General features: G+C 33.6%; 26 protein-coding genes. 9 read left to right on the top strand and 17 right to left on the bottom strand.

Annotated elements, in window-relative coordinates; genetic code table 11:
- Positions 1-20 precede the first annotated feature (20 nt).
- From IWX83_RS08355 to IWX83_RS08310, 10 genes are all read right to left on the bottom strand, one after another.
- Positions 21-1,967: an aconitate hydratase gene (locus IWX83_RS08355; RefSeq protein ID WP_196829029.1), complete on the bottom strand. Its 1,947-nt coding sequence runs from the start codon at positions 1,965-1,967 to the stop codon at positions 21-23.
- Between the two features lie 272 nt (positions 1,968-2,239).
- Positions 2,240-2,755 carry a DUF2480 family protein gene (locus IWX83_RS08350; protein ID WP_196828983.1) on the bottom strand — a complete coding sequence of 172 codons (516 nt, stop codon included), beginning with the start codon at positions 2,753-2,755 and terminating at the stop codon, positions 2,240-2,242.
- Between the two features lies 1 nt (position 2,756).
- A complete protein-coding gene (locus IWX83_RS08345; protein ID WP_196828981.1) occupies positions 2,757-3,086 on the bottom strand; it encodes an iron-sulfur cluster assembly protein in 330 nt (109 codons plus the stop codon).
- Between the two features lie 5 nt (positions 3,087-3,091).
- Positions 3,092-4,414 carry a Fe-S cluster assembly protein SufD gene (sufD, locus tag IWX83_RS08340; RefSeq protein WP_196828979.1) on the bottom strand — a complete coding sequence of 441 codons (1,323 nt, stop codon included), beginning with the start codon at positions 4,412-4,414 and terminating at the stop codon, positions 3,092-3,094.
- An 11-nt stretch (positions 4,415-4,425) separates the two neighbouring features.
- Entirely contained in the window at positions 4,426-5,184 is a 759-nt protein-coding gene (sufC, locus tag IWX83_RS08335; RefSeq protein ID WP_196828977.1) for a Fe-S cluster assembly ATPase SufC, read from the bottom strand.
- 49 nt (positions 5,185-5,233) lie between these two features.
- Positions 5,234-6,682 carry a Fe-S cluster assembly protein SufB gene (sufB, locus tag IWX83_RS08330; RefSeq protein ID WP_196828975.1) on the bottom strand — a complete coding sequence of 483 codons (1,449 nt, stop codon included), beginning with the start codon at positions 6,680-6,682 and terminating at the stop codon, positions 5,234-5,236.
- Between the two features lie 65 nt (positions 6,683-6,747).
- The gene (locus IWX83_RS08325) at positions 6,748-7,101 is read right to left on the bottom strand and encodes a 4Fe-4S binding protein (protein ID WP_074723353.1); all 354 of its coding nucleotides are present in this window, start codon (positions 7,099-7,101) and stop codon (positions 6,748-6,750) included.
- A gap of 76 nt (positions 7,102-7,177) precedes the next feature.
- Positions 7,178-7,504, bottom strand: coding sequence for an iron-sulfur cluster assembly accessory protein (locus IWX83_RS08320; protein WP_074723354.1), 327 nt, complete (start codon positions 7,502-7,504; stop codon positions 7,178-7,180).
- An 18-nt stretch (positions 7,505-7,522) separates the two neighbouring features.
- A complete protein-coding gene (locus IWX83_RS08315; protein ID WP_073351071.1) occupies positions 7,523-8,005 on the bottom strand; it encodes an Rrf2 family transcriptional regulator in 483 nt (160 codons plus the stop codon).
- Positions 8,006-8,638: 633 nt separating this feature from the next.
- Positions 8,639-9,808, bottom strand: coding sequence for a proline dehydrogenase family protein (locus IWX83_RS08310; RefSeq protein WP_196828973.1), 1,170 nt, complete (start codon positions 9,806-9,808; stop codon positions 8,639-8,641).
- 93 nt (positions 9,809-9,901) lie between these two features.
- Between IWX83_RS08310 and aroB the strand changes: the two genes are divergently transcribed.
- The 6 genes from aroB to IWX83_RS08280 all read left to right on the top strand — a co-directional run bounded on the left by aroB (position 9,902) and on the right by IWX83_RS08280 (position 16,825).
- The gene (aroB, locus tag IWX83_RS08305) at positions 9,902-10,969 is read left to right on the top strand and encodes a 3-dehydroquinate synthase (RefSeq protein ID WP_196828971.1); all 1,068 of its coding nucleotides are present in this window, start codon (positions 9,902-9,904) and stop codon (positions 10,967-10,969) included.
- Positions 10,970-11,257: 288 nt separating this feature from the next.
- Complete coding sequence (locus IWX83_RS08300) at positions 11,258-12,658, top strand: arginine decarboxylase (protein ID WP_073353126.1); 1,401 nt, start codon at positions 11,258-11,260, stop codon at positions 12,656-12,658.
- A gap of 93 nt (positions 12,659-12,751) precedes the next feature.
- Positions 12,752-13,723, top strand: a complete 972-nt coding sequence (locus tag IWX83_RS08295; RefSeq protein ID WP_073353127.1) for a deoxyhypusine synthase family protein — start codon at positions 12,752-12,754, stop codon at positions 13,721-13,723.
- A gap of 9 nt (positions 13,724-13,732) precedes the next feature.
- Positions 13,733-14,140 carry a DNA primase gene (locus IWX83_RS08290; protein ID WP_196828970.1) on the top strand — a complete coding sequence of 136 codons (408 nt, stop codon included), beginning with the start codon at positions 13,733-13,735 and terminating at the stop codon, positions 14,138-14,140.
- Positions 14,141-14,228: 88 nt separating this feature from the next.
- Positions 14,229-16,340: a DNA helicase RecQ gene (gene recQ / locus IWX83_RS08285; protein WP_196828968.1), complete on the top strand. Its 2,112-nt coding sequence runs from the start codon at positions 14,229-14,231 to the stop codon at positions 16,338-16,340.
- Between the two features lie 8 nt (positions 16,341-16,348).
- A complete protein-coding gene (locus tag IWX83_RS08280) occupies positions 16,349-16,825 on the top strand; it encodes a DNA-deoxyinosine glycosylase (RefSeq protein WP_196828966.1) in 477 nt (158 codons plus the stop codon).
- Position 16,826: 1 nt separating this feature from the next.
- Here IWX83_RS08280 and IWX83_RS08275 read toward each other — a convergent pair whose 3' ends face one another.
- From IWX83_RS08275 to IWX83_RS08260, 4 genes are all read right to left on the bottom strand, one after another.
- Positions 16,827-17,342, bottom strand: coding sequence for a DinB family protein (locus IWX83_RS08275; RefSeq protein WP_196828964.1), 516 nt, complete (start codon positions 17,340-17,342; stop codon positions 16,827-16,829).
- Between the two features lie 10 nt (positions 17,343-17,352).
- Positions 17,353-19,938 (bottom strand): phosphoenolpyruvate carboxylase, encoded by a 2,586-nt coding sequence (locus tag IWX83_RS08270; protein WP_196828962.1) that lies wholly within the window; start codon positions 19,936-19,938, stop codon positions 17,353-17,355.
- Positions 19,939-20,039: 101 nt separating this feature from the next.
- Positions 20,040-20,519 (bottom strand): Lrp/AsnC family transcriptional regulator, encoded by a 480-nt coding sequence (locus IWX83_RS08265; RefSeq protein ID WP_066082003.1) that lies wholly within the window; start codon positions 20,517-20,519, stop codon positions 20,040-20,042.
- 76 nt (positions 20,520-20,595) lie between these two features.
- Positions 20,596-21,750, bottom strand: coding sequence for a M14 metallopeptidase family protein (locus tag IWX83_RS08260; RefSeq protein ID WP_196828960.1), 1,155 nt, complete (start codon positions 21,748-21,750; stop codon positions 20,596-20,598).
- Positions 21,751-22,061: 311 nt separating this feature from the next.
- Here IWX83_RS08260 and IWX83_RS08255 point away from each other — a divergent pair, with 311 nt between their 5' ends.
- A complete protein-coding gene (locus IWX83_RS08255) occupies positions 22,062-22,538 on the top strand; it encodes a helix-turn-helix transcriptional regulator (RefSeq protein WP_196828958.1) in 477 nt (158 codons plus the stop codon).
- 361 nt (positions 22,539-22,899) lie between these two features.
- Here IWX83_RS08255 and IWX83_RS08250 read toward each other — a convergent pair whose 3' ends face one another.
- A complete protein-coding gene (locus tag IWX83_RS08250) occupies positions 22,900-23,451 on the bottom strand; it encodes a 1-acyl-sn-glycerol-3-phosphate acyltransferase (protein WP_196828956.1) in 552 nt (183 codons plus the stop codon).
- A gap of 61 nt (positions 23,452-23,512) precedes the next feature.
- On the opposite strand from IWX83_RS08250, the gene IWX83_RS08245 reads away from it, so the two are divergent.
- Both IWX83_RS08245 and IWX83_RS08240 read left to right on the top strand, forming a co-directional pair.
- The gene (locus tag IWX83_RS08245) at positions 23,513-24,181 is read left to right on the top strand and encodes a spermidine synthase (RefSeq protein WP_196828954.1); all 669 of its coding nucleotides are present in this window, start codon (positions 23,513-23,515) and stop codon (positions 24,179-24,181) included.
- Between the two features lie 89 nt (positions 24,182-24,270).
- On the top strand, positions 24,271-24,981 hold the full coding sequence (locus tag IWX83_RS08240) for a potassium channel family protein (RefSeq protein ID WP_196828952.1): 711 nt from the start codon (positions 24,271-24,273) through the stop codon (positions 24,979-24,981).
- Between the two features lies 1 nt (position 24,982).
- Here the strand turns inward: IWX83_RS08240 and kdsB are convergent, their stop codons facing one another.
- Both kdsB and IWX83_RS08230 read right to left on the bottom strand, forming a co-directional pair.
- Positions 24,983-25,708: a 3-deoxy-manno-octulosonate cytidylyltransferase gene (gene kdsB, locus IWX83_RS08235; protein WP_196828950.1), complete on the bottom strand. Its 726-nt coding sequence runs from the start codon at positions 25,706-25,708 to the stop codon at positions 24,983-24,985.
- A 6-nt stretch (positions 25,709-25,714) separates the two neighbouring features.
- Positions 25,715-26,149 (bottom strand): hypothetical protein, encoded by a 435-nt coding sequence (locus IWX83_RS08230; RefSeq protein ID WP_196828948.1) that lies wholly within the window; start codon positions 26,147-26,149, stop codon positions 25,715-25,717.
- Between the last annotated feature and the right edge of the window lie 220 nt (positions 26,150-26,369).

The raw sequence follows: 26,369 nt of genomic DNA, 5'->3' as shown, positions 1-26,369 counted from the left end.
AAATAAAACCAAGTGAAAAATCACTTTTGCTTTACAAAATTAATAACTCCACCTTGTAAGATATGTTCAACTTGTCTCTCACTTATATTGTAAATAAGTGGAATTTCAATATTTTTCCCAATTACAGTAGCTGTTACTGCTTCTCTGTTTTTAATAGCTATCCTTAAGCCTTCTATCTGTAAAATATCACCTTGTTCCAGTTTATCCCAGTCAGCTGGGTTTTTAAATTCGAAAGGAATTATACCAAAATTGATCAGGTTCTGCCAACCGATACGAGCATAAGATTTGGCAATAGCAAACTTTTGTCCAAGATAACGAGGAGATAATGCAGCATGTTCTCTACTCGAACCTTGTGCGTAATTATTGCCTGCAATAACACAAAAGCCCGTATGTGATTTTTGATTTTCAATGGCTCGATCATAAAAACTTTCGTCAATAGCATAATATGCATATTTACTTAGCTCCGGAATATTTGAACGCAAAGGCAGTACATCGGCACCCGCTTTTAATATTCCATCTGTGGAGATATCGTCTCCCATTTTCAAAAGGATAGGGATTTCTAGTTTATCTGGAAGTTGTTCAAAATTGGGAAGTGTCTTAATATTTGGTCCCTTAATCAATTCAGGATATTCTTCATTTGGAGCAATTAGCATCTTCTTACTTAACTTGATTTGGGATGGCTCTATCCATTTTGGATAAGCCATATTCATTAAAGTTTCAAGTTCTCTTGGATCCGTAATTTTTCCTGTAATTGCTGAAGCTGCCGCAGTTTCCGGGCTACATAGGTATACTTGGTCATCTAGTGTTCCTGAACGTCCCGGAAAATTACGAGGCATCGTTCGGAGGCTGATAGTATTGGTAGCAGGAGCTTGTCCCATACCGATGCATCCCATACAACCGGATTGATGAAGGCGTCCACCAGCAGCGATCAAAGGACCAAGAGCGCCCATTTCTGTCAAATTTTCTAGCACTTGACGTGAAGAAGGATTGATATCGAAAGAAACATCGGGAGAAATAACTTCCCCCTTTAAAATTTGTGATGTGATCCAAAAATCACGTAGTCCTGGATTTGCAGAAGAGCCTATTACAACTTGGTTTATTTGCAATCCACTAACTTCTCTCACCGGAACCACATTACCGGGACTTCCAGGAAGCGCAATTAAAGGTTCTAACTCAGATAAATTGATTTCAATATTAAGGTCGTATGTCGCGCCCTCATCAGCTTCCAATTTCATCCACTCGTCTTCTCTTCCTTCTTGTTTAAGAAATTCAAGTGTGATTTCATCGGAGGGAAATACAGAAGTCGTAGCACCAGTCTCTGTTCCCATATTGGCGATAACATGACGGTCCCAAGCACTCAGAGATTTTAAACCAGGGCCATAATATTCTAAGATATATCCACGTCCTCCAGTCACATCATACCTGCGAAGCATTTCTAAAATAACATCTTTTGCGCTTACCCAGTCAGGAAGCTTTCCAACGAGTTTGATACCCATCACTTTTGGCATTTTAACAAAATACGGTTCCCCTGCTGAAGCGAGGGCAACATCTAATCCGCCCGTGCCGATGGCGAGCATTCCAATACCTCCTCCAGCAGGAGTATGGCTGTCTGAACCTAACAACGTTTTGCCTGGCCTACCAAATCGCTCCATGTGCACTACATGGCTTATTCCGTTTCCTGACCTGCTGAACCAGAATCCAAAACGCGCCGCTGCCGACTGAAGAAATAGATGGTCATCCATATTCTTATAATCCGTTTGAAGCAGGTTGTGGTCTACATATTGTACTGCAACCTCTGGTTTGATTTTATTTAAATTAAATGCTTCTAATTCCAGCATTACTAATGTGCCTGTGGCATCTTGTAATAATACCTGATCAATTTTCAACCCGATTTCAGTTCCTGGGTTCATTTCACCGGAAATGAGATGAGAACTAATCAATTTTTGACTAACGTTTTGAGTTTTCATTTTTACTGGTTTTATATTTTTTAATTTTACGTACTTTTTTTGATCCTTTATTACCGTTTTGCTGCTATCAATTTCTGAGTGTACCAATAGAACAATCGCTCTAAAATTGTTATGATGCAGCCTATACAGTATTTAAATCAGGACACTTAATCATAAATAAAATGCTCAATATGCCAAGAGAATATAAGAGAACCTTTTACAGGCTGGAAATTATTTTTCTGCAATATTTGGTATCACTACGGACTTCATATACTCATGTCTTTAGCTCGTATTTAAATTTGTTTGCGCTGCTTGTATAACGGAACCATAGAACAAGCTTCGCCATACATAACACTTTTTACAATTGGTCGTAAAAGCCTGGTGATTTCGACATAAGCCGCTTTAGGAACTGGCAGATGGCCACAACCCTTAATCACAACGCGAGCATCTTTATATTCATCGAAATTTAGTTTGTTAAGGATCTCATTATACAAAATGGTTTCCAGTGTTTCTAAATCGCCAAACACTACCTTTTTTACGTAAGGCTCTAGCTTAATTGCTAACAGCATATAAGCCCAAGTTGGAACAACGGCATCGGCAGAGCAAATAAGGGCAACAAACTTGTCTGTGTATTTACTCCAGTCTTCATTCTTAACAAATTCCCTAAAGTCTTTTTCTTTCAAGATTAAACCTTGAAATAAATGCTCTTTTATATCCAATACTACACGATTACCTTGAGGGTAAAACGTTTCGAGGTCAATTGTGATGATGCCACTTAATGCTACTTTATTAACTATTTCTTTTTCCATTTTACATAAATCCTAATTCGAGTTCTGCCTCCTCGCTCATCATTTCTTTTTCCCAAGGCGGGCTATAAGTAATTGTTATTTTTGCTGATTTAATCCCCTCTATTTCACGTAATTTTTGTTCTGTTTCAGGGGGCAATGTTTCAGCTACAGGACAGGATGGTGATGTTAAAGTCATTAGCATCGTGAGGTTGTTGTCGCTATCAATATTGAGTTCGTAAATCAATCCTAACTCCCAAATATCAACTGGAATTTCTGGGTCGTAACAAGTTTTAAGGGTATCAATAGCCTTTTGTGCAAGCGCTGCGTTTTGTGTAATTATTATTGCTGCCATATTTATTATTCAAATGTTTTAGCAATCTTTCCTTCAATATAGTCACGCAAAGCCTCAATTTTTACAGTATTTACAACTTCCGAAGCAAAGGCGTGCATCAATAATTTTTTGGCATTTGTTAGGCCTATTCCACGAGCCTGTAGGTAAAATATTTTTTCTTGATCTAATTTTCCGGTGGATGTCCCGTGCGAACATTTTACATCATCGGCATAAATTTCTAATTGCGGTTTTGTATTGATTGTTCCGTCTTCGCTTAGTAAAATATTTTTGTTGGATTGAAATGCATTTGTTTTTTGAGCATCTTTTCTAACAAATATTTTTCCATTAAAAGTAGCGGTTGACTTTCCGTCAATAATCCCTTTATAAAGCTCGTTGCTGTTGCAATTTGGCTTGCGATGATCTACGACAGTATGATTGTCAACTACTTGATTTCCTGTAGTTATATACAATCCGTTCAAATGCGATTCAATATGTTCATCATCTAAAACTATAGTCAAATTATTGCGAACTAATGCGCCACTCAAGGTAAAAGTATGGGTAGAAAATACACTTTGTTTATTTTGAATTACTTGTGTTGTATTCATTAAATAACCCAACTCCTTCCTCTCCGGCAGGCAGGCATTTTCATCTTGAATTTTATAATGTTCAACAATGGCGTGATTATCTACTACAATTTCTGTTAACGCATTACTGAAGATTTTTGCTTTGGAATCAACCGTTTGATAGGATTCTACTATTTTTACTTGTGCATTTTCATCAATCACGATTAAATTACGTGGATGAATTATGGTGTTTTCGAATGCTGTTGCAATATGAATGATATGGATTGGTTTTTCAATTATCACATTTTTTGCGATATGAATAAACACGCCATCTTTAGTCATTGCGGTATTTAACGCTATGAATGGATCCGTTTTAATATCTGCATATTGTGCATAATGTTTTTCAAAAACAGCGGAATTACTAGTTGCCGCATTTACTAAACTGCAAATCGTTACCCCTTTTGGAAGATTTTCTAAATTGGATAATCCTTCCACAAAAATGCCGTTTTCGATAATTACATTATAAGCCTCTTTTAAAAATTTCAGCGGTTCAATTTGCTCATCATTACAGTTTTTACTGGTCGATAAATCAAATTCCCCTTTTAATATTGAACTGATAGGAGTATATTTATATTCTTCGTGATTTCTGGTTGGAATACCTTGTTTGTAAAAGCTTTCCATCGCCTGATCACGAATTTGTGTATCGCCGAATAAAAATAATTTTGATGTCTCAAATTCAAAAATCAATTTATCTTTTATCGTACTGGTTTTAATTGCTGTTTCCATTTTGTACTAAATTAAGCTTGTACTTCTTCTACTTCTTTAATAAAATCGTATCCTTTTTCTTCTAGTTCTAAAGCCAATTCTTTTGGCCCTGTTTTCACAATTTTTCCATTGTATAAAACGTGAACAACATCGGGGATAATATAATCCAACAACCTTTGATAATGCGTGATAACAATGGTTGCGTTATCTTTCGATTTTAATTTATTCACGCCGTTAGCAACAATTCGTAAGGCATCAATATCAAGTCCACTATCGGTTTCATCAAGTATGGAAAGTTTTGGCTCCAGCATCGCCATCTGAAATATTTCATTTCGTTTTTTTTCACCACCGCTAAAACCTTCGTTTATCGAGCGACTGATAAGTGCTTTATCTATCTCAACTAACTTTTGCTTTTCTTTCATCAGAGTTAAAAACTCTTTTGCTGCCAGAGGTTCCAAGCCTTTATAAGCGCGAATTTCGCCAATAGCTGTTTTTAAAAAATTAATGTTGCTTACCCCCGGAATTTCAATGGGATATTGAAACGCAAGAAATATGCCTTCTCTAGCTCTATCTTCCGCTTCTAGTTCTAATAAATTTATACCGTTATAGATTATTTCACCTTCTGTAACTTCGTATTCGGAACGACCCGCAAGTACTGCAGATAAGGTGCTTTTTCCAGAACCGTTAGGGCCCATAATAGCATGTACTTCTCCCGCTTTTATTTCTAGATTAATCCCTCTTAATATTTCTTTCCCGTCAATTGACGCGTGTAGATTTTTTATTGATAGCATTTTTTTAAAATTTATGAGTTAAAATTTATAGGTTATAAAAGATCTCTCCTTATCCTACTGAGCCTTCCAAGGAAACCTCCAACAATTTTTGGGCTTCAACAGCAAACTCCATTGGCAATTGACTTAATACATCTTTGCAATAGCCATTTACAATTAAACCAATGGCTTTTTCATTATCAATACCCCTTTGTTTGCAATAAAATAATTGGTCTTCACCAATTTTTGAAGTTGTTGCTTCATGCTCGACAATGGCGGTGTTGTTTTTTATTTCGATGTATGGAAAGGTATGTGCTCCGCATTGATCAGTCATCAATAAACTATCGCATTGTGAAAAATTACGGGCATTGTCTGCACCTTTTCCAATACGGACTAACCCTCTGTAACTGTTGTTGCTATAGCCTGCCGAAATCCCTTTGGATATGATAGTACTTTTAGTGTTTTTACCAATGTGGATCATTTTTGTTCCAGTATCGGCTTGTTGGTAGTTATTGGTAAGTGCAACAGAATAGAATTCACCTATCGAATTGTCTCCTTTTAAAATCACTGATGGATATTTCCACGTAATTGCAGAACCTGTTTCTACTTGTGTCCAAGAAATTTTAGAATTTTCTTCTAAACAAATACCACGTTTAGTAACAAAGTTGAAAATTCCTCCCTTACCGTCTTTATCTCCGGGATACCAGTTTTGTACGGTGCTGTATTTTATCTGCGCATTTTTATGGGCTACAAGTTCTACCACTGCGGCATGCAATTGATTTTCATCACGCATTGGTGCCGTACAGCCTTCGAGGTAACTCACATACGAATCTTCATCAGCAATAATTAAGGTGCGTTCGAACTGCCCTGTCCCAGCCGCTTCTATTCGGAAATAAGTAGAAAGTTCCATCGGACATCGAACTCCTTTTGGAATATAACAAAAAGTACCATCCGTAAAAACAGCGGAATTTAGTGCCGCATAAAAATTATCGGTATATGGAATGACAGAGCTCATGTATTTTTGTACCAATTCCGGATGGTCTTGAATTGCTTCGCCAAACGAACAAAATATAATTCCTTTTTCAGCCAATGTTGCTTTATATGTTGTTGACACTGAAACGCTGTCTACAATAATATCAAGGGCTATTCTGTTTTCTACTCCTGTTAAACGTTCTTGTTCTAAGATTGAAATACCAAGTTTCTGAAATGTTTTCAATAATTCAGGATCTACTTCATCTAAACTGTTTAATACCGCTTTTGGCTTTGGAGCCGAGTAATAAATGATATCCTGAAAGTCTGGTTTTTGGTAAGAAACATGAGCCCAATCAGGTTCCTCCATTGTTATCCAATGACGGAAAGCCGTTAAACGATAGTCCAACATCCATTCGGGTTCCTTTTTTTTGGCAGAAATAAAACGAATAATATCTTCATTCAATCCTTTCGGTGCGTTGTCAGCATCAATATCGGTAACAAACCCATACTTGTATTCTGTGCTGAGTTTTTGTTCTAAAACCTCGTTCATACTATTTAAGTTTTACTATTGTTATTTTGTTCATCGGTAATTCCCAATCCCAAAAATCATTTTGATTAAATTATTAAATGCAAGCTGTCTTTTTTGGCAAATAATTCTTCTTCGCTTTCGCGCCAATCTTCATCATCTACACAGCAGTCCACAGGACAAACAGCGGCACATTGAGGTTCATCATGAAAACCAACACATTCAGTGCATTTATCGGCTACTATGTAATAAACATCATTAGATACAGGTTCTTGCGGTTCATTTGCATCGGCAGTCAATCCGCTTTTTGAGGTAAACATTCCCTTTATGGCTGTTCCATCAGCAAAGCGCCATTCATCGCCCCCTTCGTAGATTGCATTATTAGGACATTCGGGTTCACAAGCGCCACAATTAATGCATTCATCTGTAATTATAATTGCCATTTTTCTTTTTTTTATAGTTGGATAGTTGGAAGGTTTTGCAAGAAATACTTACAAGCTTTAAACCTTAAGCCTACTATTAAACGCCAAACGATTCCCCACAACCGCAAGTTCTACTTGCATTTGGATTGACAAATACAAATCCTTTACCGTTTAAGCCTCCCACATAATCGAGCTCTGTACCTATTAAGTATAGAAAGCTTTTTTTGTCAACGGCAATCTTTATTCCTTTGTCTTCAAACACCTTATCGCTCTCTGTAATCACATTGTCAAATACGAGTTTATAAGTAAGGCCTGAACATCCACCGCCATCAACACCTACTCTAATAAAGGTTCCTTCTGGGCTATTTTCGTTTGCTATTAAACTTAATGCGTGTTCTTTTGCATTTTCTGAAACTGTTATCATTCTATTTCTAATTAATGATTATAATAATTCTTTATTTTCTCCACTTATTTCTTCAAATAAACTTTTAAAAGTAACTGTAGCTTCTTTTTCACCATGGGACAAATCAGATAGTGTGATGGTATCTAGTAACTTATCTATTGCAGATTGAACTATGGTCCAAAGTGATCGAATGGAGCAATCAACTGAATTGCTGCATATTTTCATTACGCCAACATGATTGACGCAAAATTGTTCGTCAAATAACCGCCCGCCTAAGGCATTCAAAATGTCGTTTACTGTTATCGTATTTGCAGGTCTGGCCAATACATATCCTCCAACATGTCCTTTGGTACTATTAATTAAACCTTCCATACGAAGGATTCGGGTCAATTTAGAAACATTAGGTTGCGATAACCCTTCGGCTTCACTGAGCTGAGGAATGCTCAAGCCGGACTGATCATTACATTTTGCAATCCGGACTAATAGTCTTAAGCCATACTCGTCTTGTGCTGTTATTTTCATTGTTTAAAAGTTTGATGTTTTAATAATGGATTTTTAATATTTAAATAAACCTATAAGACAAATGTAAACATTGTTTTTCAATATATACTAAAAAGTATATATTAATTTATACTAAAAAGTATATTGATGAATTTAGTAAAAACTACTATAAAAAGTATCTCTTCATTTGAAACCTCTTTAGTGTAATAAAAAGGTTGAATGACTCAGAACGCCTGTTAATATAAGAGAATAACCTTTTATTAATCATGCGATTAACCGGAAATTCAGTGTCCCGTTAAAAAAAATGTAAAATTAACCTTGAAGGTTGTTTTTTCAGCACAGTCAACTGTCCAAAGAAGAACTTGACTTAAAAAAAGTAGAAAAGCAAAGGAATCGCACTAACTATTGTAGATAAAAATTAAACGAACTATGTAATTTTTATTAGCTATGAAACTAGCAAGCACTTTCGATTATAAAAAAATTGAAACAAAAAAATGATGCACTATACTCAAAATTATCAATATAATAGGATAATATCTCCTACTTATATACTAATAACTATACTTATAAGAGCTAGATATTAAGCGTAGTTATATAAAAAAAAGCTCCAATTTTTTAAAATTGGAGCTTTTTTCAGTGAAAGAGATTTTAAAACTATTTCCCTTTTCTTCTTTTTCTTTCTTCTTTAATCATCGCTAATTCACGGCTCGTTTGACCCGCTACTGAAGTATTTTCTTCTGCTCGACGAATCAAGTATGGCATCACATCTTTGACAGGGCCAAAAGGCAAATATTTAGCCACATTATAGCCGTTAGCTGCCAAATTATAGCTAATATTATCACTCATACCATACAATTGACCAAACCAAATTCGATCATCATTGGTTTTCATGCCTTTCGCCTGCATCAATTCCATCAATTTGTATGTACTTAATTCATTATGCGTTCCCGCAAAAATCGACATCAAATCTAAATGATCAACCATATAATGAACTGAGGCATCGTAATTTTCATCTGTAGCTTCTTTTGAAGCGCAAATTGGTGATGGGTATCCTTTTTCTTCGGCACGAGCCATCTCTTTTTCCATGTAAGCACCACGGACTAATTTCATACCTATAAAGAATCCGTCATTTTTGGCTTGTTCATGCAATTTTTTCAAGTAATCCAATCGATCCCAACGATACATTTGCAACGTATTGAAAACAATTGCTTTTTCTTTATTGTATTTGCGCATCATTTCAGTCACTAAATCATCTGCAGCATCTTGCATCCAACTTTCTTCACCATCAATCAAAAGAGCTACATTTTTAGAATGAGCATCTTTGCAAACCAAATCAAAACGCGCCACTACTCTATTCCATTCTGCTTGTTCTTCAAGAGTTAACGTTTGCTTCTCTCCTAATTTCTCATACAATTCAAAACGACCAAAACCAGTTGGTTTAAAAACGGCAAAAGGAATAGCCAAACGTTCTTTTGCAAATTCAATTGTTTTTAGAGTCATTTCAAGCGCAGCATCAAACTGATTTTCTTCTTCTTTACCTTCCACAGAATAATCCAATACAGAAGAAACCCCTTTTGTATACATTTTATCCACTACAGATAGGCAATCTACTTCATTTACACCACCACAAAAGTGGTCAAAAACAGTAGCACGAATTAAGCCTTCAACAGGGAGATTGGCTTTCAAAGCAAAATTTGTAACTGCGGTTCCAATTCGAACTAAAGGCTGATTAGCAATCATTTTGAAAAGGAAATAAGCTCTATCTAATTCGGTATCACTTTTTAATGAAAAGGCAACTTGGGTATTATTGAATATTTTTTCCATTATTTGTTATAATTTTTGTACAAATATAGACAGAGTTTTGAATATTATTCCCCAAAAATTACCTTATTTTGCGGTTCCAATTAATCCATAAAGATGCAATCAATTCAAGCCAACAGTTACCCAATACATTTTAACGAAAAAGCATACGAAGCCTTAAATATTCATTTGAAAGAAAATAAGTATTCTAAAATTTTTATTATTGTTGACAGTAATACGAATGAATTTTGCATTCCAAAATTTCTCCCTTTTCTCGAAACTGAACTTACTATTGAAATCATTGAATTTGATGCCGGTGAAGTAAATAAAAATATTGAGACTTGCGTCCAAATTTGGAATGTACTCACTGAACTTGGTGCTGATAGAAAAAGTCTTGTGCTCAATCTAGGCGGTGGTGTTGTTACTGATTTAGGTGGTTTTGTTGCTTCAACATTCAAGCGAGGAATTGATTTTATTCACATTCCTACCACATTACTATCAATGGTTGATGCCTCTGTAGGCGGAAAAAATGGGGTCGATTTAGGAAATTTAAAAAACCAAATCGGTGTTATTAATGTGCCAAAAATGGTGCTTATCGACACTCAATATCTTGAAACGGTGCCACAAAATGAAATGCGTTCCGGTCTCGCTGAAATGCTCAAACACGGTTTAATATATGATAAAGACTATTGGGAGCAATTTTTAGATCTAAAATCCATTGATTTTGCTGATTTTGATTCCTTAATTTACCGTTCGGTTGAAATAAAGAATGAAATTGTTATCCAAGATCCAACAGAGAAAAATATTCGTAAGTCATTAAATTTTGGTCATACTTTAGGTCATGCTATTGAGAGCTATTTTTTGGAAAATGAAAATAAAACAACTTTGTTACATGGAGAAGCCATAGCCGTTGGGATGATCTTGGAAAGTTTCATCTCATTGCATAAAAAACTAATCAATAAAGAGGAATTCTCTGAGATAAAATCTGGCATAAAATCCATCTATAACGATATCATTTTTGAAGAAAAAGATATAGAGCCTATTTTAGAATTGTTGATACACGACAAAAAAAATGAGTTTGGAAACATACAGTTTGCTTTGATTGATGGTATCGGAAAAATAAAAATCAATCAATCGGTTGAAAATGAATTAATTCTTAAGGCGTTTCTGGATTATAAATCTTAATTATTTTTTATAAAAAGGATTGCATTGCGTATATAATATTTTTTACATTTGCCCCAATGAAAAAAAGTCAAAACAAACAAAATTATAGTTCTAATAAAACCCAAAAAAAGATGTCTTTTCTAAAGATATTAAAACGGTTTTATTCTATCAAAGGCAACTTTAGTTTTGATGTTTTCCAATATTTAAAAGCAGACCACGAAAAGCTTCAGATCGTTTATGCAAATATTCGGGTTTGAATTATCGGTTACTTTATTTTTACAATATTTTAATCTATAATTACGACATCTAATGAACACAAAATATTCTGATTTAATAAATCAAACCTACTATTTCCCTCAAGAAGAATTTACTTTAAACAAAGATAACCTGCAATTTCACAACATTGATTTGATGAAATTGGTTGAGCAATACGGCACGCCATTAAAATTCACTTATTTACCTCAAATTTCAAATAACATCAATAAAGCCAAAAGCTGGTTTCGTAAATCGATGGAAAAAAATAAATATGAGGCAAAATACTATTACTGTTATTGTACAAAGAGCTCTCATTTTGAGTATATTATGAACGAGGCTTTCAAAAATAATATTCATATTGAAACTTCCTCTGCTTTCGATATAAACATTGTTGAAAATTTATTGGCAAACGGAAAAATCAATAAAAGTACCTATGTGATTTGTAATGGTTTCAAAAGAGACCAATACATTGATAATATTGCGCGTCTTATCAATAATGGTCATAAAAACACGATTCCAATTATTGATAATTTTGAAGAGCTAGATCTACTGCAAGGACAGATAAAAAGCAAATTCAAAATTGGTATTCGTATTGCTGCCGAAGAAGAGCCAAAATTTGAATTTTACACGTCAAGATTAGGAATTGGTTACAAAAATATTGTTCCCTTCTATAAAAGAGAAATCAAAGAAAATAAAAAATTGGAACTGAAAATGTTACACTTTTTTATCAACACCGGTATAAATGACAATGCCTATTATTGGAATGAACTAGTAAAATGTATTAAAGTATACGTGGCATTAAAGAAAGAATGTCCTACTCTTGATGGATTAAATATTGGTGGCGGTTTTCCAATAAAAAACTCGCTGGCATTTGAGTATGATTATCAGTATATGATTGATGAAATTATCAATCAGATAAAAATTGCTTGTGATGAAGCTGAAGTAGATGTACCAAATATTTTTACCGAATTCGGTTCCTTTACAGTGGGAGAAAGCGGCGGTGCTATTTATCAAGTTTTATATCAGAAGCAACAAAATGATAGAGAAAAATGGAACATGATCGACTCCTCTTTTATTACCACTTTACCAGATACTTGGGCTATCAACAAACGTTTTATCATGTTAGCAGTCAATCGCTGGAATGAAACTTATGAAAGAGTACTACTAGGCGGAATGACCTGTGATAGCGATGATTATTACAACTCCGAGCAGAACATGAATGCTATTTACTTGCCAAAATACAACAAAGAGAAACCATTGTACATTGGTTTTTTTAACACCGGAGCCTATCAGGAAACTATAGGAGGATACGGAGGATTACACCATTGTTTGATTCCACAGCCCAAACATATATTAATAGATAGAGATGAAAACGGGATTTTAGCTACTGAAGTTTTCTCAGAGCAACAAACCTCAGAGGACGTTTTAAAAATATTAGGATACGACCGAAAATAAATTAACAAACATTCAGTTATTCAATTTAAAAAATCGTTAAATTTGAAATAATAATTTTAACGTAATGATTATTAGGTATTTAAATTAAAAAAAATGAGCAAAGGACCAATCAGTCAGTTTATTGAAAAGCACTACCTGCATTTCAACTCTGCATCTTTAGTTGACGCAGCTAAGGCATACGAAGAACAATTAGCCAATGGTGCAAAAATGATGGTGAGTATGGCCGGTGCTATGAGTACGGCCGAGATTGGAAAAATATTTTCTGAAATTATTCGTCAGGACAAAGTGCATATCATTTCTTGCACAGGTGCAAATCTAGAAGAAGACATCATGAATTTAGTTGCTCATTCTCATTATGAAAGAGTACCAAATTACCGTGATTTGACTCCACAAGATGAGTGGGATTTATTGGAAAGAGGTTTAAACCGCGTTACAGATACTTGTATTCCTGAGCATGAAGCATTTCGTCGTTTGCAAAAGCATATTTACAAAATCTGGAAAGATGCTGATGACAAAGGAGAAAGATATTTTCCACATGAATTCATGTACAAAATGTTACTATCCGGGGTTCTTGAGGAATATTACGAAATCGACTTAAAAGACAGTTGGATGTATGCAGCGGCCGAGAAAAATTTACCTATTATTGTACCAGGATGGGAAGATAGTACCATGGGAAATATATTCGCATCGTACGTAATAAAAGGAGATTTAAAAGCATCTACAATGAAATCAGGTATTGAATACATGGTTTTCTTATCAGATTGGTATCCAAAAAACAGTACTAATGGGGTAGGTTTTTTCCAAATTGGTGGAGGAATTGCAGGAGATTTTCCAATATGCGTGGTGCCAATGTTGTATCAAGATATGGAAATGCATGACATTCCTTTCTGGAGTTATTTCTGTCAAATTTCAGACTCAACAACCAGTTATGGTTCGTATTCTGGGGCGGTACCAAATGAAAAAATTACTTGGGGTAAGTTAGATATTAAAACGCCTAAGTTTATTATTGAGTCAGATGCTACCATTGTAGCACCTTTAATTTTCGCTTATTTATTAGACCTATAGAATTATTTTATGAAAAGAGTAATAGTTGATTACGCAAAACTTACCAATGAAATTTTAAATCTTTTGGTTGATAAATTTCCAGATGGTTATGATGATTCAAACATTATTAGTTTTAGAAACGCTAAAAATGAATTGATTGAAGCAGTTGAAGTACGAACTGAAGACACTATTTATTTAGTTAAAGTAAGTACTAAACTAGCTGATAGAATTGAAAATTATGATGAAGATGATGAAATCATGATTGATGAAGTTGTTGAGCCAATTAAAGGATTGGATTTAGACGATGATATTGAAGATGAGGACGAGGACGAGGATGCTGTTGACAAACTAGATGCTGACTCAGGTGATGATGACGATGACGATGATGCGGATGAAAAAGATTTTTCAGATGACGATGATGACGAAGATGAGGATTAATTAATCCCATTTTTGAATATATTTATAAAAAGGAACTCCTACACGAGTTCCTTTTTTTATAACTTTAGACCTCTAAATATACGCCACAATGACTCAAGAAATTTTACACGCCAAACTAAAGGAGAACTTTGGTTTTGAAAAATTCAGACCCAATCAGGAAGAAATAATAAATTGTATTCTTTCTGGACAAGATACAGTAGCTATAATGCCAACTGGTGGAGGAAAATCAATTTGTTTTCAATTACCAGCTTTACTTTTTCCTGGAATTACAATCGTAATTTCCCCGTTAATAGCTTTGATGAAAGATCAAGTCGATGGCTTAAAAGCTAATGGAATTGAAGCCTGTTATATCAACAGCAGTCAAACCGAAGAGGAACGTCAGTTTTATATCGAAAGCTTAAAATCGAATGAAATTAAGCTGGTATACATTGCTCCAGAAAGCTTATCTTTTCTGGACAATATTTTTAATAGTTTAACCATAAGTCTTATTGCTATTGATGAGGCACATTGCATTTCATCTTGGGGACATGATTTCCGACCCGCCTATACAAATCTTGGATACCTCAAAAACCGCTTCCCTTCTACTCCAATCTTAGCTTTAACTGCAACTGCTGATAAAGCTACACGTAAAGACATTAGCCAACAATTAAACTTAATAAATCCTAGAATATTTATTGCTTCTTTCGATAGAAAAAATCTAAGTTTAGAGGTTCGTTCCGCTTTGGACAGAGTAAAACAAATTATAGATTTTATTCAAGAAAAACCAACCGAATCCGGAATCGTATATTGCTTAAGCCGAAAAACAACCGAAGAATTGGCCGAAAAACTACAAAAAATTGGAATCAATGCAAAGGCCTATCATGCTGGCTTAGATAATAAAATCCGTTCCAAAACTCAAGATGAATTCATTAATGATGAATGTCAAGTCGTTTGCGCCACTATCGCTTTTGGAATGGGTATCGATAAATCAAATGTGCGTTGGGTGATTCACTATAATTTGCCTAAAAATATAGAAGGTTATTATCAGGAAATTGGTCGAGCCGGCCGAGATGGTTTACCCTCAGAAACCGTATTATTCGAAAGTTACGGCGATGTGATTCAATTGCAAAAATTTGCCTTACAAGGCTTAAATGCTGAAGTCCAACTAGCCAAACTAGAGCGTATGAAACAATATGCTGATGCTTTGAGCTGTCGCAGAAAGATATTGCTGTCCTATTTTGGCGAACTCGTTACAGAGAATTGTGGAAATTGTGATATCTGTAAAAATCCACCGCTATTTTTCGATGGAACCATCATTGCACAAAAAGCATTATCGGCAATTTTTCGTTTACAGGAAACGGAACCATTACCGGTGATAATTGACTTTTTGCGCGGATCCAAAAATGCTTATATTTATGAAAAAGAATACCAAAACCTAAAAACGTATGGTGTTGGAGTTGAACTCTCTTGGTATGATTGGAACCAATATTTAATCCAACTGATAAATCTTGGTTATTGTGAAATCGCTTTTCATAAACAAAATAAAATTCGACTTACTTCTTTAGCAAAAAAAGTATTATTTGAAGGCGAAAAAGTACAACTCACAACTATCCAAAAAATTAATATTGACAAGCAAGTTATAAAGGAAACAAAAAGTAAATCGGTTACGAATTCACTTTTTGAAACCTTACGAAAACTACGCTACGAAATTTCCAAAGAAGAATCCGTTCCAGCTTATGTAATTTTTAGTGATGCAGCTTTGCGCCAAATGGAAACCGAAAGACCGATGAGCGATCAAGAATTACTGGCAATTGACGGCGTTGGAAAAGCAAAACTAGAAAAATATGGCGATGCATTTATCAATGCGATAATTGATTTTCAAAAATCTAAAGTTGTCAGAAAAAAGAAAGAAGCTACTACTTTCAAAGAAACATTGGAATTGTATAAAAATGGATTTTCTGTTGAAGAAATTGCTCAAAAAAGAAAATTAGGTCTTAGTACGATTATGTCTCATTTAGCTAAATTGTACGTTGATGGTGCTGATATAGATTTGGATTATTTTATCTCAAAAGAAGAAGTTACGCAAATTGCGGAAGCGCAAATAAAACTGGAATCACCAAATGCCTTAAAACCCTATTTTGATTATTTTGAAGAAAAAATAGATTATGGAAAAATTCGGTTAGCCTTAGCAATATTAGAAAAAGAAAACGCAATAGTTTAGCAAGTATTATGATTCATTCCTTTCCTCCTTTTGTGAATTCACAAACAGAAATTTTGATTCTAGGAACTATGCCTGGCATTGCTTCATTGGAAAAACAAGAATATTATGCGCACAAAAGAAATCATTTTTGGAAAATAATGTACACGCTGTTGGATAATTTACCAATAGCTGAAGTTTTCGAAAAAAAAATACAATTACTCCAAGCGAATAAAATTGGACTTTGGGATGTTTTAGAAAATTGCGAAAGAAAAGGAAGCTTAGACATTCATATCAAAAATCAAAAAGCAAATGATTTTGAAACACTATTCTTAGAATTCCCCGGAATCACCACAATCATTTTTAATGGCAAAGAAAGTCATAAATACTTTCTGAAAAAATTTGGACAAATAAAAAGCATCACGTATTATGTGATGCCTTCTACTAGTCCTGCTAATACCATGTCTTTTGAAAACAAGCTAAAAATCTGGTCAGCCGGTTTTCAATAAACTATAAATACCTTTCTTGAAAAACTTTTTGATGGTGTTTTTGATGACCAATCATAATAAAACCAATCGCACGAACAGAAACAACTGCATTTGAAGCAGTTCCCATTCTCTTTAACTGCTCTTCGGACAAACTTTTGAAAAGAAACAAATTGGAATGTCTAACCGCTGAAAATTCAGTTAGTAAATCCTGAATACTTCTGCTGTTAGCACTCGTATTGTCAATATAATCATTTTCATCAAAACCGGGTAAAGGTGTTTGATCCTCTCTCGAAATTCGCAATGCCCGATAAGCAAAAATGCGTTCCGTATCAATTACATGCTGAATAATTTCTTTGATAGTCCATTTCCCTTCTGCATAGCGATAATCAAATTTGTCCATGGGAATGTTTTGTACAAAATGAATAAAATCGTGTAATGAAATTTCTAATTCATCCATTAATGTGACTTCTCCCAAAGCGTTTATGTAGGGAATATAATAAGCGGCATATTCGTTTACAGGTAATTGTGTTGATTTCATTTTATGTTATTTAAGCTGAATTTCTACTAGCATTTGTGTTTCCAAAAAGAGAACGAGTCACTATTTTTTCATATACTTTTATTAAAGCTTCATCAGGTGATTTTTCCTTGTTTAACTCGTTAATTCGTAACAAAGCATATTGTTGTATTGTTAACAATGGCAGTACAATACGCTCTCTTATTTGTATAGATGCTTTACCATCTGGGTAATTTTCCATAAGCTCTTTATGACCTGCAATTTTCAAAAGCAATCGTTTTGTTTCTAAAAATTCATCATAAATAATTTGCCAAAAATCTCCAAACTGCGGATCTTTTTTCATGTAAGCGGTCAAAGGAAAAAATGACTTAGCCAATGACATCATACTGTTTTCTAACAAGGTTTTGAAGAACAAAGAATGATCATATAAATCTTGAACTTTATTCCACTGATTAGTATCTTCAAAATGTTTAAGTGCTGTACCAACACCAAAAAATCCAGGTACATTTTGCTTCAACTGACTCCAAGAACCCACAAAAGGAATGGCTCTTAAATCAGCAAAATCTAGGTGTTCTGATTTACTCCTTTTCGATGGCCGACTTCCAATGTTCGTTTTGGCATAGTACTTTAGTGTACTCATTTGTTCTAAATAAGGAATGAATTTGGGATGATTCTTAAAACTTAAATATTTTTCATATCCTAAACCTGCCAATTGATCTAATATACTTTTTTCCTCTAAAGTCAATTCATTATCTCCTTTACCAAAAACTTGATTGGTCACACCAGCACTCAGTAAATTTTCCAAGTTATACCTGCAAGAATCTAATGTACCAAAGTTAGAACTAATAGTCTGCCCCTGCACTGTAACCTGAATTTCATTATTCTCAATCTTTGGTCCTAAAGAAGCATAAAACTTATGTGTTTTTCCACCCCCACGAGCTGGCGGACCACCACGACCATCAAAGAAAATAACCTTAATGCCATATTTCCTAGATATTTCTGTAAGTTCTTCTTTGGCTTTGTAAATACTCCAGTTTGCCATAAGGTAGCCTCCGTCCTTTGTACCATCAGAAAAACCAAGCATGATGGTTTGCTTATTATTTCTATTAATTAAATGTTGTGCATAAGCCGGATTAGTGTATAATTTTTCCATAATGGCATGCGCATTTTGCAAATCATCAACTGATTCAAAAAGAGGTATAATATCAACTGTAGGATCCTCCCAATTACTCAAACGAAATAACGCAAAGGTTTCCATTACATTAAGCGCACTTTCATTATTACTAATGATATAGCGATTAGCACCAAATTCTCCGTTATTTTGTTGAATTGTTTTGATAGCTTGAACAGATTCAATAGTTAAGCGTGTCAATTCATTTTCAAAAACAGCGGGATCAAGATTCCCACTAGTATTTGACAAGACCTTAAATTTTTCTTCTTCGGTTAATTCAAAATAATTTTTCGGAAAAACAGATTCATCGGTTTTTAAATAATACGTGACGATGTCATTAAACACGGAGTCATGTATTTTACTGTTTTGACGAATATCTAAAGAAGCAAAATGAAATCCAAATAAATTCACTTTTATCAAAAGCGCATCTAATTCGTCCAAATATAAAGATTGATGTTGATCAATAATGATCTGTTTTATTTTATTCAATTGTGATTTAAATTCATCTAAAGTGATAAAAATTTCCCCCTTTGAGTAAAAAACAGATCTATAAAGTTTTTGTTCAAGCTGATTAACTAAAGTATCTACACCTGAGAAAGTTAATTTTCTTTTTAATCCTCTCATTTCAATATAATAACATTTCAAAATGGAAGTTCGCAAGCGCTCAGCTACATTTAAAGTAATCTCCGTTGTTACAAATGGATTCCCATCACGGTCTCCGCCAGGCCAAAAACCAAGCTTAATTAAAGGGTTCTTTATGGAGTTACCATCAAAAATATTTTTTTGAAGATAATGAACCATTTCACCAGAAGTTTCATAGAATACGTTTTCAAGGTACCAAATCAAGCTTACTGCTTCATCAAAAGGATTCGGTTTTTCATTTTTAATGAAAGGAGTTTTACCTAATTGCGCTAGCAATTGCTTGATATCTAATAAATTATTCTTACGGATTGCCTCTGTCAAATCATTGATAATCCCAAGAACTGCTCCAGGATAAAACTGTGTAGGATGAGCCGTTAAAACCGTTCTCACATTGAAATCTTCTAAGAAATCAACTAATTCCTCTTGTTTATTTTTTGCGTCAGACTTCTCTTTTATATCTCGAAGAGATCCTCTACCTTCCATATTGTTGACAATCGGAAAAGCAGCATCTTCGATAGCATCAAATAATACGATTTGGCGCTCTATATACTGAATAAAACGAAACATGATGTCAATTTTATCAGCCTCTGAGGCATCATGTAAATAACGTTGAGCAAAAAAATCAACTATTTCCTTTGGTGTTTCTTGTTTTTTGAAGCCTGTATCGCAACTATCTGTAAATAGAGGAAGTAAAGCTCCTGTATTATCTATAGAGTGAAACGGTAGCGTAATAAAAACACTATTGTAAATATTATATTTCGATAGAACGTCTTGATTGAAACGCTCAATTTTAGGTAGTGTGTACATAGTTATTCGGTTGTAGTTGGTTTAGTTAGTTCATTTTTCATAAAAAAAACCCCAAGAATTAACTTGAGGTTATATTTATTATATAGCGCATTCAAGACTAATTACATATTTTTGAAAATAGTATGCATCAAGCGCTTCTTGTCATTAATACTTTCTTCTAGAGATATCATAGTTTCAGTTCTATAAACACCATCTATATCATCAATCATAAAGATAACATCCTTTGCATGCTTCGTATCTTTAGCTCTGATTTTACAGAAGATATTGAATTTCCCTGTAGTAACAGAGGCTACTGTCACGTACGGAATTTCATTAATTCGCTCCAAAACGAATTTTGTTTGAGAAGTATTGTTTAGAAAAACACCTACATACGCAATAAATGAATATCCCAATTTATCGTAATCAAGCACTAATGAAGATCCCATTATAATACCTGCATCCTCCATTTTCTTAACTCTAACATGCACTGTACCTGCCGAAATTAATAATTTTTTTGCAATATCCGTAAATGGAACTCTTGTATTGTCTATCAACATATCTAAAATCTGGTGATCTACTTCATCTAAACGAAATTTACTCATAACTCTTAAATTAATATTATTAATTGCTTTAACAAAGTATAAAAATATACATAAAAACAACAAAATGACATATATATTATATTTTTATCATTCCGTTAACAACTTTTATGTTATTATCTAAATAAAAATCAGTTTTTTGGTTTAATTTAGGAATTGAATCAAAATCATCTTTATAAAGTGCTCCTTTAGCATCGTATTCAAAATGACCAAAATAATTCTCTAAATCGCCTATCTGAACAACGAAGGCATTAAAACAAATCTGATTTTCAATTAACTCTTCTTTGTATTGTGCTGCAAAATTGGTGATTATTTCGATACCATCATAATTTATTTTGATGTTTTTATACATAAAATCATAAAAAACGACTTTATTTTGAGGAATATTCAAATATTTGTTAATTCCGTTGCTAACTATAACGTTTTCGCTCAGTGCAGTGAAACTTAGAATCAATGCCATAAAAACGTATTTTCGAGTTATCTCTCTTTGATAGTCATTTTGAAAATGCCCTGCTTCAAACAACACCGTGGGTACTCCTAAATATTGAAAAGTATCCCCAATACAGTTGATATTAAACGAATCATCAAAACGACCAATTTGATTGGGTAAATACTGATGCAACGATTCATTTATACTAGCAATCAAATGAATAGCCTTCAATCGAGATTCATTAACTTCTCGTTCTTTATTGTATGAAGGGGCTAAAAAGGACAATGTAGCCGGTTTTCCAGTGTCGCTCACGCCAAAAATAGTACGCTGATCATGCAGGTTAAAGCAATAATCCGGTTTAAAAACCTCAAAAGTAGCTCTTAGGATCTTACTTTCTGGCTGCGTTAGCTCCTGCGAATCGCGATTTAAATCCACTTTATTGGCATTTTCTCTCGTATATAATGTAGCTCCATCAGGATTTAACATTGGAATACTGCAAAAAGTAAATGTAGTTAGTAATTGGTGCGCCAAGTCTGAACCGCTATGCAACACATTTATAAAATCAAATAAGGCTTTGGTAGTTGTACCTTCGTTTCCATGCATTTGTGACCAAAGGAAAATTTTGGTTTTACCTTCTCCAATTTGATACGAATAAATCGACTTTCCTAAAACTGATTTTCCAATAATTTGCAGTTGATTATCGGTGTTTAATTTTTGCAATAACGGTTCAATCGAATCCAAAGTGATGTACCGACCGTGAAGAGATTCTTCTTTATATTGACTAAACAATAATTCTAAATTCATGCTGTTTTATTTGATTTACAAAAGTAAACATCTTTATATTTACAATTGTAAACAATCAAAAATGAAATAATATTATTAATGTAAACAGTATTCTAGTGTTAATCAGGACAAGCAATCGGTTCTAGATACACAAATGTTACCAATTATTTTAATGATACTTAAATAATACATTATCAATATTTTAATACATTATATATAATTAAAAACTTTAATAAAAAATGAGGAAATGAAACAAATTACACTTGTAATTTTGCTATTTCAAGCTGTTTTAATTACATTTGTAACTAGTTAATATTTAATTGTGATTTACAATGGTAAACATCGAGGATTTTATAAAAAGGTTAGAATTTATACTAGATTATTACAGCTTGAATGCCTCTTCTTTTGCCGATAAAATTGGGGTGCAGCGTTCGAGTTTATCCCATCTTCTTTCAGGCAGAAACAAACCCAGCTTGGATTTTATTCTTAAAATATTAGCCGTGTTTCCTGATGTTGATTTGTATTGGATTTTGAATGGAAAAGGAACCTTTCCCAAAAATTCGGAGCAGTTTGATAAAAATGAAAATACGATTGAGCCAATGGTAAACTCTACTGCTCCAACTCCTCCTGCAACGGAGGCAATTCCAGAGAATTTATTTTCGGAAATAAATATCCCAGATCCGAGAACGTCCTTAGAAACAAAAAAAGTAGAAAATCCAAACGGCAATAAAGAGCCTGATTCTAATGCAATTGATAAAATCGTGATTTTTTATAAAAATGGAACCTTTAAAAGTTACGTTCCTGAGTAGACCAATTCCAAATGCTACTTCTATTTTCGTTGAATAACATAATGGCGCTTCTCGGATCTATACTGCGATTGAGAGGGAATCTTTAGTCAGTGCTTTACCCATCCGATAATAGGAGAATAACATTATAGGAGAGACTTCCTTTTGGTCATACTATTGAATGGTGGTCTATTCTGTGAAAACATTTCAAATTATGTAGCGGTTCGCCTCATCATGAATTCAGTTCCGCAAGTACTTTATTCAAATGTATCCATGAGGTTACAAAATTAAATTTTTTAGTGATCTGTTGCAAATCAGTGTTTTTGTAATTAGTAAAAATCCATTTAACTGGTTTTAACTTTAAACAATTTATTTTGACTTGTATTTACACTGAATAGCCCTTTTGTGGATTTTTACCTTTAACTCCTATGAAATGCTTTTTTAAAATGGCCATATCATTTTCAATTGCACCTGACGGCGATAAAGGATTCCCTAAATTAACTTCTTTTTTTCCAAAATCGAAAGCTACTGGTACAATGGGCACATTTGCTTTCAAAGCGATGTAATAAAATCCCGTTTTTAGTTCGGTTACTTTTTCACGTGTTCCCTCTGGAGCAACCGCAAGTCTAAAGATTTCTTTTCGTTGAAAAATAGCTGCAATAGAATCGACTTTATTCAGCCCTCCAGAGCGATCTAAAGGTTCTCCTCCCATATATCTAAAATAAAATCCAAATGGGAAACGAAATAATTCTTTTTTACCAACCCAATTCATTTCTAATTCGGTAATTCCTCTAGTGAAAATACCCAAATAAAAATCATGTGCACTAGTGTGAGGCATTACCATCATAACACATTTTTTTATATCGGCATTAATGCTACCCACTATTTTCCAACCCATGAGTCTGAAAAATATCCATTTGTATAATTGTTTCTTCATTCTTTTCTATTTAGCGTAAATTAAATAATTTAAATCTTATTTTTGAGTAAAACACCTTACAATGATAAAAAAAATATTCAGTTATCTTATTCCGATAAAAATTTATGAAAAAAAATCGGTATTGAGTAAATCCATTGAAGTCACTTGGGCTAATGGAGAATTAGTTTTAGATTCACAAAATGCTAATTATTCTTATGGCAGTTTGCAACGTATTTTGAGGTTAGGATTAAAAAATATTGGATATGAAAAAATACTTGATATGAATCATATCCTTGTTTTGGGAGTTGCCGGCGGAAGCGTTATAAAAACATTGGTGGAGGAAATTAAATTTAAAGGGAAAATTACCGGAGTTGAAATTGATGCCGAGATTATAAAAATAGCCAATGCCTATTTTAAACTAGACCAAGTTAAAAACCTTGAAATTGTGATTGATGATGCTTTCGAATTTGTTTTAAAAACCCAGAATAAATATGATTTGATTATTATTGATGTTTTTCAAGATATAGCAATGCCTAATTTTCTATTTGAAGATTTTTTTATTAAACGAATCTGCTTTCTGGTAAAACGCAAAGGTTTCATTCTTTTCAATACGATGATTTTGAATGAAACGCAAAACATAAGAAACAAAAAATATGTCGCTGAATTTTACAACCCTCAATTTCAAATTAAAACAATTCCGCGAATTGAAATTCACAACGAGTTAATTTTAATCGAAAAATTGGAACGCTAAAAAACTAGAAATAAATTATAATCCAATTTAGTAGCATTGCAGCACAATTATTTTGTACTCTTACATCGCCTATTTTAAACGCGTATTGAATGAAAAAAATTATAAAAAAATTGCTTTTAGGGAAACCATCTCAAGGTGCTCAGCCCCAATTCAATCCCATTCAAAAACGGATTCAAAACATACAATCCATTTGGAACAACGACCATCAGGAAGATAATGGAATTGAAAAAATAGTCCGGTTATTATTAGCTTCTTCGCAATTACTTTTTCCTGGGATTTACATTAAATATTGGGCTAGTAAGAAAGGAGTAGAATATCAAGATTTAGCATTGGATTTTTATGTTTTACTCAAAGTGGTTTTTCCAATAGTGATATTAATAAACCATTGGCAAAGTCACGAATGGCTAATTTGGATTCTTGTTTATGTTTTTTTAGAAACCGTTTTTTACATTCCAACATTAATTTTTGCCTCTGATTTATTCTCAAAACCACGCTCATACAAGAGATCCATGTTGTTGCTTTTCTTTAATTATTTAGAGATTGCATTTGCGTATGCTGTCTTTTATTCTGTTGGCAGTTACCTAAACAGACCTTTTTATCACTGGTTTGACGCAGTTTATTTTAGTATCGTAACTTCCTCTTCTATTGGTTATGGCGACTATCATCCAATAACTACCATTGGAAAATTTCTAGTAACTACACAAGCATTATTATTTCTGTTTTTCATTGTGCTTTTTTTGAATTTCTTTTCTACCAAAGTAAAAACGAAAGGCTATTTTGATCATGAAAATCAGAACTAAATCACAGCATTTTTCTTGCTTTTTCTAAGTCCTCTGGAGTATCAATTCCGATTCCAACATGAGAAGTTTCAATCATTTTGATTCGTTTTCCAAATTCAAGATAACGCAATTGCTCTAGTTTTTCGGATGCTTCCAAGGATTGCATCGGTAAACTGTAAAAATCCAGTAACGCTTGTTTTCTAAACGCATAAATCCCGATGTGTTGCATGTAGCGAACACCTACATTTTTCTCCCTTGGATACGGAATTACCGAACGTGAAAAGTACAATGCAAATCCATTTTGATCCACCACTACTTTTACATTGTTGGGATTATTGATGTCATCTTCATTTGTAATTTCGCGCATCAACGAAGCTAAATCCACTTTTTGATCCACATCATTTCTAAAAACTTCAATGACTTTTGCCAAAGGTTCCACATCAATAAATGGTTCGTCCCCTTGAACATTAATCACAATATCAACGTTCAGATTTTCGACTGCTTCCGCAATTCGATCACTTCCTGATTCGTGTTCCTTGATACTTTTGATGGCTTTTCCTCCGTGAGAAACGATTTCGTCATAAATTAAATCCGAATCCGTTACCACAAAAACATCATCAAACAATTTAGTGTTTATCGCTGCTTCATAGGTTCTTAAAATGACCGTTTTGCCTCCCAAATCCTGCATTAATTTTGCTGGAAATCGTGTTGAGGCGTAACGTGCGGGAATGACTGCTATTATTTTCATGTTTATTTATTTTTTGTAGTAATCAATTTCGTCTCTCCTTAATTGTTCAATTTCCTGCCACAATTCGGTCATTTGATTACCTCTTTCTACTTGCCCTATACTTTTCAATTCATTTGCATTTTGTTCTAAACTATTAGAATTAGACATTCTATTTAAAACAGTTTGATAATCGTTAGTAAAATCATTTACGATACGTTTATAATCATTTAATTTTGGGAGTAATTTATTACTTGCTACTAATTTTAATTTATTTAATTCCTGATTTACTATCATCATTGGCTGTAAGGATTTTTTAGTTTTCTCAAGTAAATCAGAATTAAATTTTAATAAAGCATTATTAATTCTAATTTCATCCCCAGTGAGCATCTCTTCCATAAATTCATTTCCAATTCCGTATGTCATTTGTGGATCAGTTCTCATGTTAAAGATTATTTCGTCCATTTGATTCATGAAGTTTGAATAAACATCAAATCTTTTTTCCAAAGCTTTATCAGATCTTTGATATTTCTATTCAGTTTGAATTGTATAATTCACCAAACCCAACCAAGCAGACCTAATCCAATTATTAAATAATCTTTTGTTTCCATATTTTTTGTTTAATCTTTCAATACCCCGAGTTTTTTGTCTTTACAAAATTATTATTTTTAGCAACTTCTTTTAA

It is taken from the genome of Flavobacterium sp. CG_9.1 (assembly GCF_015751645.1).
Lineage (GTDB): Bacteria > Bacteroidota > Bacteroidia > Flavobacteriales > Flavobacteriaceae > Flavobacterium > Flavobacterium xanthum.
Note: the sequence above shows the minus strand (reverse complement) of the source record. Positions and strands in the feature narration are given on the sequence as shown.

Excerpts from the sequence above, each read along its gene's own strand:
- IWX83_RS08355 (WP_196829029.1), bottom strand. The coding sequence starts at position 1,967 with ATGAAAACTCAAAACGTTAGTCAAAAATTGATTAGTTCTCATCTCATT.
- IWX83_RS08350 (WP_196828983.1), bottom strand. The coding sequence starts at position 2,755 with ATGGAAAAAGAAATAGTTAATAAAGTAGCATTAAGTGGCATCATCACA.
- IWX83_RS08345 (WP_196828981.1), bottom strand. The coding sequence starts at position 3,086 with ATGGCAGCAATAATAATTACACAAAACGCAGCGCTTGCACAAAAGGCT.
- sufD (WP_196828979.1), bottom strand. The coding sequence starts at position 4,414 with ATGGAAACAGCAATTAAAACCAGTACGATAAAAGATAAATTGATTTTT.
- sufC (WP_196828977.1), bottom strand. The coding sequence starts at position 5,184 with ATGCTATCAATAAAAAATCTACACGCGTCAATTGACGGGAAAGAAATA.
- sufB (WP_196828975.1), bottom strand. The coding sequence starts at position 6,682 with ATGAACGAGGTTTTAGAACAAAAACTCAGCACAGAATACAAGTATGGG.
- IWX83_RS08325 (WP_074723353.1), bottom strand. The coding sequence starts at position 7,101 with ATGGCAATTATAATTACAGATGAATGCATTAATTGTGGCGCTTGTGAA.
- IWX83_RS08320 (WP_074723354.1), bottom strand. The coding sequence starts at position 7,504 with ATGATAACAGTTTCAGAAAATGCAAAAGAACACGCATTAAGTTTAATA.
- IWX83_RS08315 (WP_073351071.1), bottom strand. The coding sequence starts at position 8,005 with ATGAAAATAACAGCACAAGACGAGTATGGCTTAAGACTATTAGTCCGG.
- IWX83_RS08310 (WP_196828973.1), bottom strand. The coding sequence starts at position 9,808 with ATGGAAAAAATATTCAATAATACCCAAGTTGCCTTTTCATTAAAAAGT.
- aroB (WP_196828971.1), top strand. The coding sequence starts at position 9,902 with ATGCAATCAATTCAAGCCAACAGTTACCCAATACATTTTAACGAAAAA.
- IWX83_RS08300 (WP_073353126.1), top strand. The coding sequence starts at position 11,258 with ATGAACACAAAATATTCTGATTTAATAAATCAAACCTACTATTTCCCT.
- IWX83_RS08295 (WP_073353127.1), top strand. The coding sequence starts at position 12,752 with ATGAGCAAAGGACCAATCAGTCAGTTTATTGAAAAGCACTACCTGCAT.
- IWX83_RS08290 (WP_196828970.1), top strand. The coding sequence starts at position 13,733 with ATGAAAAGAGTAATAGTTGATTACGCAAAACTTACCAATGAAATTTTA.
- recQ (WP_196828968.1), top strand. The coding sequence starts at position 14,229 with ATGACTCAAGAAATTTTACACGCCAAACTAAAGGAGAACTTTGGTTTT.
- IWX83_RS08280 (WP_196828966.1), top strand. The coding sequence starts at position 16,349 with ATGATTCATTCCTTTCCTCCTTTTGTGAATTCACAAACAGAAATTTTG.
- IWX83_RS08275 (WP_196828964.1), bottom strand. The coding sequence starts at position 17,342 with ATGAAATCAACACAATTACCTGTAAACGAATATGCCGCTTATTATATT.
- IWX83_RS08270 (WP_196828962.1), bottom strand. The coding sequence starts at position 19,938 with ATGTACACACTACCTAAAATTGAGCGTTTCAATCAAGACGTTCTATCG.
- IWX83_RS08265 (WP_066082003.1), bottom strand. The coding sequence starts at position 20,519 with ATGAGTAAATTTCGTTTAGATGAAGTAGATCACCAGATTTTAGATATG.
- IWX83_RS08260 (WP_196828960.1), bottom strand. The coding sequence starts at position 21,750 with ATGAATTTAGAATTATTGTTTAGTCAATATAAAGAAGAATCTCTTCAC.
- IWX83_RS08255 (WP_196828958.1), top strand. The coding sequence starts at position 22,062 with ATGGTAAACATCGAGGATTTTATAAAAAGGTTAGAATTTATACTAGAT.
- IWX83_RS08250 (WP_196828956.1), bottom strand. The coding sequence starts at position 23,451 with ATGAAGAAACAATTATACAAATGGATATTTTTCAGACTCATGGGTTGG.
- IWX83_RS08245 (WP_196828954.1), top strand. The coding sequence starts at position 23,513 with ATGATAAAAAAAATATTCAGTTATCTTATTCCGATAAAAATTTATGAA.
- IWX83_RS08240 (WP_196828952.1), top strand. The coding sequence starts at position 24,271 with ATGAAAAAAATTATAAAAAAATTGCTTTTAGGGAAACCATCTCAAGGT.
- kdsB (WP_196828950.1), bottom strand. The coding sequence starts at position 25,708 with ATGAAAATAATAGCAGTCATTCCCGCACGTTACGCCTCAACACGATTT.
- IWX83_RS08230 (WP_196828948.1), bottom strand. The coding sequence starts at position 26,149 with ATGGACGAAATAATCTTTAACATGAGAACTGATCCACAAATGACATAC.